Origin of the sequence: Stenotrophomonas sp. GD03958, assembly GCF_029839005.1 — a bacterium.
GTDB lineage: Bacteria > Pseudomonadota > Gammaproteobacteria > Xanthomonadales > Xanthomonadaceae > Stenotrophomonas > Stenotrophomonas hibiscicola.
Genome location: NZ_JAOBZT010000028.1, coordinates 32,603 through 46,026 on the forward strand (window position 1 = coordinate 32,603; position 13,424 = coordinate 46,026).

The window sequence follows — 13,424 nt, forward strand, 5'->3', positions numbered from 1 at the left end:
GAAGTACGAAATAGCGAACATCAGTAAAGAAGGCGGAACGGCCAAGTCAGCGACGGCGGGCGAGCACGCGCAGCCGCACATAGTCCGCCAGCGGCTGGCCGGCGGCGTTGCGCGGCAGCTCGGCCAGCAGCGCGCTCGCGGCCTCGCGCACCGTAGCGCGTGCCTCGGCTGGCAGGTCGTCCAGCAGCGGCGCGGCGAAGACGCGCAGCCAGCCGGCCACGCCGGTCGGCAATGCCGTTGGGCGCGGCGTGCACTCGATCAGTTGCACCTGGAAGCCATGCTGGCGCAGGCGGTCGGCGTAGGCATCGGCCGTCGGGAAGTACCACTGGAAGGCGCTGGCGCCATGGCCGTGCGCCACGCGTGCGGCCTGCACGGCCGCGATGATCGTGGCCACGTTGCCATGGCCGCCGAACTCGGCGACGAAGCGGCCACCGGGGCGCAGCGCGCGGCGTACGCCTTCCAGCACGCGGTCCGGGGTGCCCATCCAATGCAGTGCCGCGTTGCTGAACACTGCATCGAACTCGCTGTCGAACGACAGTGCGTGGCCGTCCATCACCTGGGCATCGACACCGCGCGCGCGGGCGGCGATCACCAGTTCCGGCGAGGCATCCACGCCGTGGATGCGCGCACCGCTCAGCGCCAGTTCGGTGCTGAGCACGCCATCGCCACAGCCCAGGTCGAGGATGCGCTCACCGGCGCGCGGGTCGAGCAGGCGCGAGACCGCGCCGCCGAGCAGGGGCACGAAGCCGGCATCGATCGCATAGTCCTGGGCATTCCACTGCTGGCCAGCGGCGCTGGCCGGGGTGGGGGTGTCGAAGGCGCTCATGGCGGGTTCCTCAGGCGGTGGCGGGGGTGGGAACGTCGGTGCTGCTGTGGGCGGCGGCCTGGCGCTGGCGCAGCAGGCGATTGGCAACATCCAGCCAGGCCAGCGCGGAGGCTTCGATGATGTCCTTGCTGGTGCCGGTGCCGTCGTACTCCACGCCCTCGTGGCGCACGCTCAGGTTGGCTTCGCCACGCGCATCCGCGCCGATGCCGACGCTGTGCACGTGGTAGCTGTCCAGCATCAGCTGCACGCCGGTGGCGGCCGACAGCGCGCCGAACAGCGCATCGACCGGGCCGTCGCCCTGTGCGGTTTCGGCCACGCGGTTGCCGTCCGGGTCGGACAGTTCGACCAGCGCGTTGGCGCGGCTGCCCACGTCGCTGATGGTCATCGAGGCCAAGCGGTAGCCCTGTGCATTGGAGCCGCCCTGCATCAGCGTCTGCAGGTCGGCATCGGTGACCACGCGCTGCTGTTCGCACAGGCCCTTGAACTGCTCGAATACCAGCTTCAGTTCGTCTTCGTCCAGCCAGAAACCCAGCGCGCGCAGGCGCGCTTCGACGGCGGCGCGACCGCTGTGGCGGCCCAGCACCATCTGCGAATCCTCCCAGCCCACGTCTTCCGGACGCATGATTTCGTAGGTGCCGCGATGGCGCAGCATGCCGTGCTGGTGGATGCCCGATTCGTGGGCAAAGGCATTGGCACCGACGATGGCCTTGTTGCGCTGTACCGGCATGCCGACCAGGCGCTGCAGCAGCTGCGAGGTGCCGACGATGCGCGGGGTGTTGATCGAACTGTCCTGCTCGTAGAAGGCCTGGCGCACCTTCAGCACCATCGCGATCTCTTCCAGCGAGCAGTTGCCGGCGCGCTCGCCGATGCCGTTGATGGTGCACTCGACCTGGCGCGCGCCACCTTCGATGGCAGCCAGAGAGTTGGCCACGGCCAGGCCCAGGTCGTTGTGGCAGTGCGCGCTGAAGATCACATTGGCGGCGTTCGGAACGTCGGCGACGCCGGCGATGACCTGCTGGAACATCGCGCGGATTTCTTCCGGCGTGGTGAAGCCGACGGTGTCGGGCAGGTTGATGGTGGTGGCGCCGGCGGCAATGGCCACGCGCGAGACTTCGATCAGGTAGTCCAGCTCGGTGCGGGTGGCATCCTCGGCCGAGAATTCGACATCGTCGATGTACGAGCGTGCCAGCGATACATGCTTGCGTACCGATTCCAGCACCTGCTCGCGGGTCATGCGCAGCTTGTGCTCGCGGTGCAGCGGGCTGGTGGACAGGAACACGTGCAGGCGCGGGTTGGCCGCAGCTTCCAGGGCACGCGCCGAGGTTTCGATATCGGCCTGCAGGCAGCGCGACAGCACCGCCAGGCTCAGGCTCGGGCGGCGCAGTTCGCGGCCGATCAGGGCCATCGCTTCGCGGTCGGACTGCGAGCTGGCCGGAAAGCCGGTCTCGATGATGTCCACGCCCAGTTCGTCCAGCGCACGCGCCATCACCAGCTTCTGCGGCGGGCTCATGCTGCAGCCGGGGGACTGCTCGCCGTCACGCAGGGTGGTGTCGAAGATGCGGATGCGCGGGGTGGTAATTCGTTCGATGGTGGTCACAGGGAAATCTCCTCGACAGCGGGTGCGACGGCTTGCAGGGGGGAAGGGGAAGAGGCGGGGGAGGCGAGGGCGCTGGCCTTGCTGGGCGAGCGCGGTGTTTCGCTGCGCCGTCGCCGAGGCTTGCGCGGCGGGCGCGGACGGATGTCGGTGAGCAGGCCGGCCAGGACACCGGCATCGATGTTGCCGCCGGATACCACCGCGCACTTGCGGCGGCCGGCCACGCGGCGGCCGGCGGCCAGCGCCAGCGCGCCGGCGCCCTCGGCGATGATGTGTTCTTCCAGTGCCAGCCGGACCAGGGTTTCGCGCAGCTCGGCCTCGCGCACGATCACCACGTCATCCAGCAGCGAGGTGCACAGGCGGCGGGTGAGGAAGCCGGGAATCTTGACCCGCACGCCGTCGGCCAGCGAGGCAACGGGAGCGATCTCGCGCACGTCGCCGCGGATCGCGCGTGCCATCGAATCAACGCCTTCCACCTGCGCGCCGACCACGCGCACGCCCTGCGATTTCAGCGCCAGTGCAACGCCGGAAGCCAGCCCGCCGCCACCGATCGGCACGATCACCACGTCCGGCGCGTGCGCGGCCAGCTCGATGCCGACGGTGCCCTGGCCGGCGATCACGTCGGCGTCGTCGAACGCGGACAGGAAGCGGTAACCGTGGCGTTGCGCCAGTTCGACGGCGAAGGCGTAGGCCTCGTCGTAGCTGGTGCCATGCTGGCGCACGGTGGCGCCCCAGTGGGCGACGCCGGCGATCTTGGTGGCCGGTGCGCCATGCGGCATCACGGTGATGGCCGGCACGTCCAGGCGGTAGGCGGCCCATGCCACGCCCTGGGCGTGGTTGCCGGCCGAGGCGCAGATCACCGGCCGGGTGTCACCGCGCTCGCGGCCGGCCAGCAGCGCGTTCAACGCGCCGCGTACCTTGTAGGACCCGGTGCGCTGCAGGTTCTCCAGCTTCAGCCAGGTGCCGAAGCGCTCGGCATGGTGCAGCGGGGTAGGCGGCAGGAAGCGCCGCAGCCGGGCCTGCGCCGCCAGTACATCGGCGACGCTTACGTCGTCGACATCGCTTTCCTGGCTGGCATCAGCGGCCGGCATGGGCCACCAGCGCGGTGCGGGCGACCGCCGCATGCGGGCACGGGCGGCGAAGAAGACGCCTCCGTACCGGCACCGTGGTCGCTACGGTACGGGTGTTCATGGCGATACTCCTTCCACGGCGGTGACCTGCACGGACACGCAGTCGTAGATCTTCTCGATCTGCCGGCGCAGCGTTTCCGCCGGGCGCTGGCCATCGACGACCAGCTGCAGGTGCCAGCGGCCATCGTCGGCGGCCACCGGCGCACCGCTGATCGCACGCGGCGCGAAGCCGCGGCGTTCGGCCATGCCGATCACGCGCAACAGCGCGCCTTCGGCCGGGTGCAGCACCAGGTCAAGCCGGTATTGCATTGGGGGTCTCCTGGCGGGCATGGGCGGGGTTGCTTTCCAGCATCGTGCTGTTGGCAGTGTTCGGCGGCACCAACGGCCATACGTTGGCGCGTGCATCGATGGCCACGTGCAACAGTGCCGGGCCCGGTTCGGCCAGCAGCGCGGCCAGGCCGCCTTCCACGTCGTCGCGGTTGTCGATGCGGGTGGCGGCGATGCCGAACACCTGCGCCAGTGCCACGAAGTCCGGGTTGTCGGACAGGTCGATCTCGCTGTAACGCTCGGCGAAGAACAGCTCCTGCCACTGCCGCACCATGCCCAGCGAACTGTTGTCGAGCAGCACGATCTTCACCGGCAGGCGGCAGCGGGCGATGGTCGCCAGCTCCTGCACGTTCATCATGAAGCTGCCGTCGCCGGACACCAGCACCACGGTGCGGTCGGGGCAGGCGAACTGCGCGCCCATCGCCGCCGGCAGGCCGAAGCCCATGGTGCCCAGCGCGCCACTGGTCAGGTGGTTGCGCGGGTGGTTGAAGCGGCAGTGCTGGGCCACCCACATCTGGTGCTGGCCAACGTCGCAGGCGATCACCGCATCGGCCGGGGCCAGCTCGCTCAGGCGCTTCAGCAGCGCCGGCGCGTAGATGTGTTGCCCCGGGGCATCGTAGCGGGCAGCGAAGCGATCGCGGTGCTGCGCACAGCGCTTGCGCCACGCCTCCTGGTGGGCCTTGGGGGAGGGGAAGGCCGCTCGCAGGGCGCGGATGGCGTGACCGACGTTGCCAGGCACGGCGACATCGGCGCTGCGCAGCTTGGAGATCTCGTAGGCGTCCGCATCGATGTGGACGACACGGGCGAACGGGGCGAACTCGGCCAGCTTGCCGGTGGCACGGTCATCGAAACGCGCCCCCAGCACCAGCAGCAGGTCGCTTTCCTGCACCGCCATGTTGGCCGCGCGGGTGCCGTGCATGCCCAGCATGCCCAGCGACTGCGGATGGCTGGCCGGCAGTGCACCCAGGCCGCGCAGGGTCATCACGGTGGGGATGGCACTGGCCTCGACGAAGTCGCGCAGGTCCTGCACGGCATCGCCCAGCGCGATGCCGCCACCGGCGTAGACCACCGGCTTCTCGGCTGCGGCCAGCGCGGCGATGGCCTCGGCGATGGCGGCCTCGGCCGGCGCCGGCGGCGGTTCGACGCTGCTGGGCACATGCGCCGGCAGATGGCTGGCATCGGCCAACTGCACATCCTTGGGCAGGTCGATCAGCACCGGGCCGGGGCGACCCTCACGGGCAATGCGGAACGCATCGGCGACCACGCGCGGCAGGTCATCGACGCTGCGCACCAGCCAGCTGTGCTTGACGATCGGCATCGTCAGGCCGAACACATCCAGTTCCTGGAAGGCGTCGGTGCCCAGCAGCGGCGTGCCGACCTGGCCGGTGATGCAGACCATCGGTACCGAATCGAGCATCGCATCGGCAATGCCGGTGACCAGGTTCGAGGCGCCCGGGCCGGATGTGGCCACGCAGACGCCGACCTGGTTGCTGGCGCGGGCGAAGCCGTTGGCGGCCAGCGCCGCACCCTGCTCATGGCGTACCAGGATGTGCTTCAGCGACGAATCCACCAGCGCGTCGTAGAACGGCATGATGGTGCCACCTGGATAGCCGAACAGCGTGCGGACGCCTTCGGCCTCCAGCGCCTGGGTCAGCCAGCGCGCGCCGTTGGGCGGCGCGCTGCGATGTGTCGAAGAGTTCATGGGGGAACCTTGCAAAGCGGGTGGGGGAGGGCCGCGCGTTTACGCGGCCTGTCCTTGCAACCAGACCATCTTGGCGCGCAGTTCCTTGCCCACCTTCTCGATCGGGTGCTCCAGGTCGGCCTGCTTGAACCTGTTGTAGTTCGGCAGGCCCGCTTCGTACTCGGCCACCCAGTTCTTGGTGAAGGTGCCGTCCTGGATGTCCTTCAGTACTTCCTTCATGCGTTCCTTGGTGCCGGCATCGATCACACGCGGGCCGCTGACGTAATCGCCGTACTGCGCGGTCTCGGAGATGAACTCCAGCATGCGCGAGATGCCACCTTCGTAGAACAGGTCCACGATCAGCTTCAGTTCGTGCAGCACTTCGTAATAGGCGATTTCCGGCTGGTAACCGGCTTCCACCAGGGTCTCGAAGCCCGCCTGCACCAGCGCCGAAGCGCCACCGCACAGCACCGCCTGCTCGCCGAACAGATCAGTTTCGGTCTCTTCCTTGAAGGTGGTCTGGATCAGGTTGGCGCGGGCGCCACCCAGGCCGGCTGCATAGGCGAGTGCGTACTCGGCGGCCTTGCCGCTTTTGTCCTGGTAGACCGCCCAGATGCACGGCACGCCGCGGCCGATTTCATATTCACGACGGACCAGCGCGCCCGGGCCCTTCGGTGCGACCAGCACCACGTCGAGGTCGTCGCGCGGCTTGATCATGTCGAAATGAACGTTCAGGCCGTGCGCGAACAACAGCACCGCACCCTGCTTCATGTTCGGTGCCAGCACGTCGTCGTACAGCTTCTTCTGCACCATGTCCGGGGTCAGCACGGCAACCAGGTCGGCGTCCTTCACCGCATCCGCCGGTGCTTTCACGGTGAAGCCATCGGCCTGTGCCTTGACCTCGGTCGGGCCGCCCGGACGCAGGCCTACCACCACGTCGAAGCCGGATTCGCGCAGGTTCAGTGCGTGGGCGCGGCCCTGGCTGCCGTAGCCGATGACGGCGATCTTGGTCTGGGGCAGGTCGTTGGTGCTCATGGGGGAGGTTCCTTGCGGTGGGAAGAAAAAAGAACGGCCGGTCGTCGAGGTGACGTACCGGCCGGTCAGGGGAAATCGGTGGAGGAGGCGCTACGCATCGCACAGGCACAGCCACCACGAGGCGTGGTGGTGGTCTGGGGCCGGGCTTTGCACTGAGCGTTGGTCATGGTGGTTGCGTCTGAAACCAGGTCCTGAAATGAAAAAACCCGCACCGGGGCGGGTGCGGGTTTTGATGAGTTCCGGTGTGTTTGTTGCTTACACGCTGGCTCGTCCCGCACCTGGTGGCTGGGTAATAAGTACGAGCACAAGAATCGAACGCAGCGAGGCGGCGCCGGTGTCGGCGGCTTCAATGTGGGTTCGCAGTGGCGTGTTGTGATGCAACATGTGATCGAGAGAAACACAGCCGTTTTGGCGGTGTCAACCCTCGCGACGGTTTTTTTATCGGTTTCCAGTGAATCCAGCGCAATCGCTTGCGGCACAAGGATGGTTGCTGCTGAAAGTGTTTCGATGAACCCGAATTCACTCCTTTCTGGGCGGTTTTTGCGCGGAATCCGTTGGATTCTTCCACCCCAGGATCAACGTCCATGACGTCTGTCCGATACCGCGTGAAGGCCGCAGCGGCGAAGATCGGGGAACCACCCGTCCATCGGAACCCGACCGTGTCCCGACGCCTTGCCCGTCCCCTGATCGCCGCCGCCGTGCTGGCTGCCGTGCCCGCGCTGTCCTTTGCCGCCGACCGCATTACCGGCCACACCTTCGCCACCCGTTCGGAGGTGATCGCCCCTCATGCGATGGCCGCCACCTCGCAGCCGCTGGCCACCCAGATCGCGCTGGACGTGATGAAGGGCGGTGGCTCGGCGGTGGATGCCGCCATCGCGGCCAACGCAGCGCTGGGCCTGATGGAGCCCACCGGCAACGGCATCGGCGGCGACCTGTTCGCCATCGTCTGGGACCCGAAGACGCAGAAGCTCTACGGCTACAACGGCTCGGGGCGCTCGCCGAAATCGCTCACCCTGGCCGAGTTCCAGCGCCGTGGCCTGAAGGACATCCCGGCCACCGGTCCACTGCCGGTGTCGGTGCCGGGTGCAGTCGACGGCTGGTTCGCGCTGCACGACCGCTTCGGTCGCAAGCCGATGGCCGACAACCTGGCGCCGGCCATCCGCTACGCCCGCGAGGGTCACCCGGTGGCCGAGGTGATCGCCTACTACTGGGACCGCTCGGTGCCCAAGTTGTCGCAGTACCCGGGCTTCAAGGAGCAGTTCACGATCAACGGCCACGCCCCGCGCAAGGGCGAGATGTGGAAGAACCCGAATCTGGCCAGCACGCTGCAGAAGATCGCCGATGGCGGACGCGACGCCTTCTACAAGGGTGACATCGCCCGCACCATCGGCGACTATTTCAAGGCCAACGGTGGCTACCTGAGCTATCAGGACATGGCTGACCATCATGGCGAATGGGTCGAACCGGTCAGCAGCAACTACCGTGGCTACGACGTGTGGGAACTGCCGCCGAACAGCCAGGGCATTGCCGCGCTGCAGATCCTCAACGTGCTGGAAGGCTACGACTTCTCGAAGATCCCGTTTGGTTCACCGGAGCATGTGCACCTGTTCGTTGAAGCGAAGAAGCTGGCCTTCGCCGACCGTGCACGCTTCTACGCCGACATGGCGTTCCAGCCGGCACCGGTGCAGAAGCTGATTTCCAAGGAATACGCCGCGCAGCGCCGCGCGCTGATCTCGATGGAAAAGGCGTTGAAGGAAGTGCAGCCGGGCACGCCGAAGCAGCTGGAGGAGGGCGACACGATCTACATGACCGTGGCCGACGCCGACGGCATGATGGTCTCGCTGATCCAGTCCAACTACCGTGGCATGGGCAGCGGCATGGCACCGCCCGGTCTGGGTTTCATCCTGCAGGACCGCGGCGAGATGTTCGTGCTGCAGAAGAACCATCCCAACGGCTACGCGCCGGGCAAGCGGCCTTTCCAGACGATCATCCCGGCGTTCATCACCAAGGGCGGCAAGCCGTATGCCAGCTTCGGCGTGATGGGCGGCGCGATGCAGCCGCAGGGCCACGCGCAGATCGTGATGAACCTGGTGGACTTCGGCATGAACCTGCAGGAAGCCGGTGATGCACCGCGCATCCAGCATGAAGGCTCAACCGAACCGACGGGTCAGGCCACGGCGATGACCGATGGCGGCGAAGTGAATCTGGAAACCGGCTTCCCGTACGAGACGGTGCGCGCGTTGATGCGCAAGGGGCATCGCATCGTGTTCGCCGATGGCCCGTATGGCGGGTACCAGGCGATCATGCGTGATCCCGAGACCGGGGTTTACTACGGTGCTTCGGAGAGCCGCAAGGATGGGCAGGCGGCGGGGTATTGAGGTTTTCCGGCCACCGGGCTGAGCCCCCTCGGCGGTGGTGAGGGTTTCAGTGATGCTTGGTTTGGCCGGGCGGGTGGATTGTCTGGGGGCCGCTGCAAGTACGTCCATGTAGGCTCGGTCGCCGCTTGCTCGTGTGCGCAGTCCTGCGTACACGGCAAGACCGGGGTTGGGCGTCCTGCCCAACCCGCCCGAGGCATGCCTCGGGCCCATGCGGCTCACGCCCCCAGCCAACCCACCCGCCCGGCCACGGACAGTTTCCTGTGGCCGCCACCGCAGGAAGAGAAAGAAGAAGATCAAGAGCAAAGGCAACAGCAACAGCAACAGCAACAGCCGCGCGCTGCGGGTCCGACCCCTTCTTGTTTTCCGACACACCTGATCCACGCATGGCGTGGATCTACTGCCGTCACCGGGAAATTGTCGGAGGCGGGGAGGGGGCAGATGGCGGGACCGTCCACGGCATGGATGCCGTGGACGAGCCTACAAGGACGTACTTGCGGCGTGTCCCGCCATCTGCCCCCTCCCCGCCAAACCAGCAGAAATCCGGAGCCGCTTTTGAAGTTGCTGTTGCCGTTGCTTGAGAAAAGCGGTACAGCCGCAAGCTGCAAAACCTCCCTCAATCCTGATCGTGCGCGCGCGCCGCCTCCGCCTGGGTTTCCTCCTGCGCCGCTATCTCGCGTGCAATCCACGCGTCGATCATGTGCCGCTGGCGCTGCGCCTGCCGCCGCTCGCGCGTGTACTCCTGGTCCAGCACCCGGTACAGCGACACCATCACCAGCACCATCAGCAGCGCGAATGGCAATGCCGCGATCGTGATCATGCCCTGCAGCGCGTCCAGGCCTCCGGCCAGCAGCAACGCCGCTGCGATCAGTGCCACCGCAATGCCCCAGGCCAGCTTGCGCTTCAACGGTGGGTCGCCAGCCTCGTCGGTGGACATGCTGGCCAGCACCAGGACCGCCGAATCGGCCGAGGTCACGAAGAAGATCATCAGCAGCACCAGCGCGATGCACGACAGCAACAACGGTAGCGGCATGCTGTCGAACAGCGTGAACAACACCGTCTCGTAGCCATTGCCAAGCGCCTGCACCAGATCGGCATGGCCGAAGATCTGTGCCCACAACGCAGTGCCGCCGAACACCGCGAACCAGAAGAAGCCCAGCAGCGTCGGTGCGAGCACGACGCCGATCACGAACTCGCGCACGCTGCGGCCGCGCGAGATGCGCGCGATGAACGATCCCACGAACGGTGCCCACGAGATCCACCAGGCCCAGTAGAAGATCGTCCAGTCCGCCACCCAGGTGCTGCCGGAGAACGGTGACATGCGCAGGCTCATCGTCACCAGCTGGTTGAGGTAGGAGCCCAGCGTGGTGGTGAACGTATCGAAGATGAAGCCGGTCGGCCCCAGCACCAGCAGGATGGCCGCCAGCAGGGCAGCCAACGCCAGGTTGAAGTTGGAGAGCCACTTCACACCTCGCTCCACGCCACTGGCGGTGGAGGCCATGTACAGCACGAAGGCGACGGCAATGATGGTCATCTGCACGGCGACGGTAGCCTGCACGCTGAAGACGCGTTCGATACCGGCAGCAATCTGGATGGTGCCGAAGCCGAGCGTGGTGGCGACACCGATCGCGGTGGCAACTACGGCGGCGATGTTGACCACCCGACCGATCCAGCCGCGATGGTGGCGGCCGATGATCGGCTGCAGCATGTCGCTGACCAGGCCGCGTCCGTTGCGGTTGAACTGGAACCAGGCCATCGCCAGGCCGATCAGTGCGTAGATCGCCCACGGGTGCAGGCCCCAGTGGAAGAACGCATAGCGCATCGATGCGCGCGCCGCATCCAGGCTTTGCGGCGCCAGGCCTTCCGGCGGCTTGCTGAAATGCGAGATGGGCTCGGCCGCACCCCAGAACACCAGGCCGATGCCCATGCCGGCGGCGAACAGCATCGACATCCAGCTGGCACGCGAGAACTCGGGTTCGGCGTCCTCGCCGCCGATGCGCAGATTGCCGAAGCGGCCGAACGCCAGGTACATCAGGAACACCAGCGCCAGGAACACCACCAGCAGGTACAGCCAGCCGACACTGCGGATGACTTCCGCCAGCATCGACTGGACCACGGTGTTGAAGGGGCCGGGGGCGATACCGGCGAGCAGCACCAGCAGCAGAACCAGTGCGATGGAAACGCGAAACACCATGAAGGAGCTTCTCCGATCAAGGGGGATTGAGGGGAGCGAGCAGAGCTTGCGGCGAAGGGCCGGCGGCATGCAGCACGGACCGGGCAGGGGCCGCGAAGGCGGCGGGGAACGCATCGATCTCAGCAACGCGATGGCGTGCACGTTACTGAACGCGACGTCATGGTTCCGTTAACGAATGGCGATCTGGTCCCGGAGGCGGGCGGTCTATGCTCTAATGCGCACCAAGAAGCGGGGGTACCGGGCCATGTGGCCACGGTTGAGACAGTCCCTTGGAACCTGATCCGGCTCATACCGGCGTAGGGAAGCTTTGCAATGCAGCCGTGCCCGGACTCCGCCCAAGGACCGTCCGTACGCGGGTGCCGTGCGCCGCCGCTTCGTCCCTGACCTTCCTGGACGATGCCCGATGAACGCACAGCTCTCCGCCCTGCAGCAACAGGCCCAGCAACTCTCCGGATCCGTGACCCGGCCCATTCCCGGCTCGCGCAAGATCCACGTGCCCGGTTCACGCCCGGATCTGCAGGTGCCGATGCGCGAGATCGCGCTGACCCGTACGCCGACGCTGTTCGGCGGCGAAGAGAATGCGCCGGTGACCGTTTACGACACGTCGGGCCCGTACACCGACCCGGAGGTGCGCATCGATCTGTCCGCCGGTTTGCCGGCACTGCGTCGCGGCTGGGTGGAAGAGCGCGGTGATACCGAGCAGCTTGAAGCACTGAGTTCTTCGTTCGGCCGCGATCGCGAGCATGACCCGAAGCTTGACGCGGTGCGTTTCCCCGCGCGCAGCCTGCCACGCCGTGCACGTGCCGGTGCCAACGTCACCCAGATGCATTACGCGCGCCGCGGCATCATCACGCCGGAAATGGAGTTCGTCGCCATCCGCGAGAACCAGCGGCTCGACGCGGTCCGCGATGCCGGCCTGCTGCAGCAGCACCCGGGCGAGTCGTTCGGTGCTTCAATCCAGAAGGTGATCACACCCGAATTCGTGCGCGACGAGATCGCACGCGGCCGCGCGGTGCTGCCCAACAACATCAACCATCCGGAAAGCGAGCCGATGATCATCGGCCGCAATTTCCTGACCAAGATCAACGCCAACATCGGCAACAGCGCGGTGTCTTCCGGCATCGCCGAGGAAGTGGAGAAGCTGGTGTGGGCGATCCGCTGGGGCGGTGACACGGTGATGGACCTGTCCACCGGCAAGCACATCCACGAAACCCGCGAGTGGATCATCCGCAATTCGCCGGTGGCGATCGGTACCGTGCCGATCTACCAGGCGCTGGAGAAGGTTGACGGCCGTGCCGAGGCGCTTACCTGGGAGATCTTCCGCGACACGCTGATCGAGCAGGCCGAGCAGGGCGTGGACTACTTCACCATCCACGCAGGCGTCCTGTTGCGCTACGTGCCGCTCACTGCCAGGCGTGTTACCGGCATCGTCAGCCGCGGTGGCTCGATCATGGCCAAGTGGTGCCTGGCGCACCACAAGGAGAATTTTCTCTACACGCACTTCGAAGACATCTGCGAGATCATGAAGGCGTACGACGTGACCTTCTCGCTGGGTGACGGCCTGCGCCCGGGCTGCATCGCCGATGCCAACGACGCCGCGCAGTTCGGTGAGCTGGAAACGCTGGGTGAGCTGACGAAGATCGCCTGGAAGCATGATGTGCAGACCATGATCGAAGGTCCCGGCCATGTGCCGATGCAGCTGATCAAGGAGAACATGGACAAGCAGCTGCGCGAGTGCGGCGAGGCGCCGTTCTATACGCTGGGCCCGCTGACCACCGACATCGCGCCGGGCTACGACCACATCACCAGCGCGATCGGTGCGGCGATGATCGGCTGGTTTGGTACCGCCATGCTCTGCTACGTGACGCCGAAGGAACACCTCGGCCTGCCCAACCGCCAGGACGTGCGCGACGGCATCATGGCCTATCGCATCGCCGCGCATGCAGCCGACCTGGCCAAAGGCCATCCGGGCGCGCAGGTGCGTGACAACGCGCTGAGCAAGGCGCGCTTCGAGTTCCGCTGGGAAGACCAGTTCCATCTCGGCCTGGATCCGGAGAAGGCCAAGGAGTTCCATGACGAGACGCTGCCGAAGGATGCGCACAAGCTGGCACACTTCTGCTCGATGTGCGGCCCGCACTTCTGTTCGATGAAGATCACCCAGGACGTGCGCGACTACGCCGAGGCCGGCATGAAGGAGAAGTCGGAAGAGTTCCGCGCGGCCGGTGCCGAGGTCTATCACCAGGGGTGATGCGTAACGGGTAG

Annotated in this window: 9 protein-coding genes and 1 riboswitch; of the genes, 2 read left to right on the top strand and 7 right to left on the bottom strand. The window is 66.6% G+C overall.

What is annotated here, in order from left to right; genetic code table 11:
• Positions 1 to 46 precede the first annotated feature (46 nt).
• The 6 genes from N5C25_RS10465 to ilvC all read right to left on the bottom strand — a co-directional run bounded on the left by N5C25_RS10465 (position 47) and on the right by ilvC (position 6,593).
• Positions 47 to 826, bottom strand: a complete 780-nt coding sequence (locus N5C25_RS10465) for a class I SAM-dependent methyltransferase (RefSeq protein ID WP_251102317.1) — start codon at positions 824 to 826, stop codon at positions 47 to 49.
• 10 nt (positions 827 to 836) lie between these two features.
• Positions 837 to 2,423, bottom strand: coding sequence for a 2-isopropylmalate synthase (locus N5C25_RS10470; RefSeq protein ID WP_021202141.1), 1,587 nt, complete (start codon positions 2,421 to 2,423; stop codon positions 837 to 839).
• Entirely contained in the window at positions 2,420 to 3,511 is a 1,092-nt protein-coding gene (locus N5C25_RS10475) for a threonine dehydratase (protein ID WP_058983532.1), read from the bottom strand. The genes N5C25_RS10470 and N5C25_RS10475 overlap by 4 nt, the downstream gene beginning before the upstream one ends.
• A gap of 96 nt (positions 3,512 to 3,607) precedes the next feature.
• Entirely contained in the window at positions 3,608 to 3,859 is a 252-nt protein-coding gene (locus tag N5C25_RS10480) for an ACT domain-containing protein (protein ID WP_058983529.1), read from the bottom strand.
• Complete coding sequence (ilvG, locus tag N5C25_RS10485) at positions 3,843 to 5,579, bottom strand: acetolactate synthase 2 catalytic subunit (RefSeq protein WP_058983527.1); 1,737 nt, start codon at positions 5,577 to 5,579, stop codon at positions 3,843 to 3,845. The genes N5C25_RS10480 and ilvG overlap by 17 nt, the downstream gene beginning before the upstream one ends.
• A 39-nt stretch (positions 5,580 to 5,618) precedes the next feature.
• Positions 5,619 to 6,593: a ketol-acid reductoisomerase gene (gene ilvC, locus N5C25_RS10490; protein WP_021202138.1), complete on the bottom strand. Its 975-nt coding sequence runs from the start codon at positions 6,591 to 6,593 to the stop codon at positions 5,619 to 5,621.
• A 659-nt stretch (positions 6,594 to 7,252) separates the two neighbouring features.
• Between ilvC and ggt the strand changes: the two genes are divergently transcribed.
• Complete coding sequence (gene ggt / locus N5C25_RS10495) at positions 7,253 to 8,971, top strand: gamma-glutamyltransferase (RefSeq protein ID WP_251102316.1); 1,719 nt, start codon at positions 7,253 to 7,255, stop codon at positions 8,969 to 8,971.
• A 613-nt stretch (positions 8,972 to 9,584) separates the two neighbouring features.
• Here the strand turns inward: ggt and N5C25_RS10500 are convergent.
• Positions 9,585 to 11,162 (bottom strand): BCCT family transporter, encoded by a 1,578-nt coding sequence (locus N5C25_RS10500; protein ID WP_279936908.1) that lies wholly within the window; start codon positions 11,160 to 11,162, stop codon positions 9,585 to 9,587.
• Positions 11,163 to 11,382: 220 nt separating this feature from the next.
• A riboswitch (TPP riboswitch) is annotated at positions 11,383 to 11,483 on the top strand.
• Positions 11,484 to 11,565: 82 nt separating this feature from the next.
• On the opposite strand from N5C25_RS10500, the gene thiC reads away from it, so the two are divergent.
• Entirely contained in the window at positions 11,566 to 13,410 is a 1,845-nt protein-coding gene (thiC, locus tag N5C25_RS10505; RefSeq protein ID WP_279936909.1) for a phosphomethylpyrimidine synthase ThiC, read from the top strand.
• Positions 13,411 to 13,424: the final 14 nt, after the last annotated feature.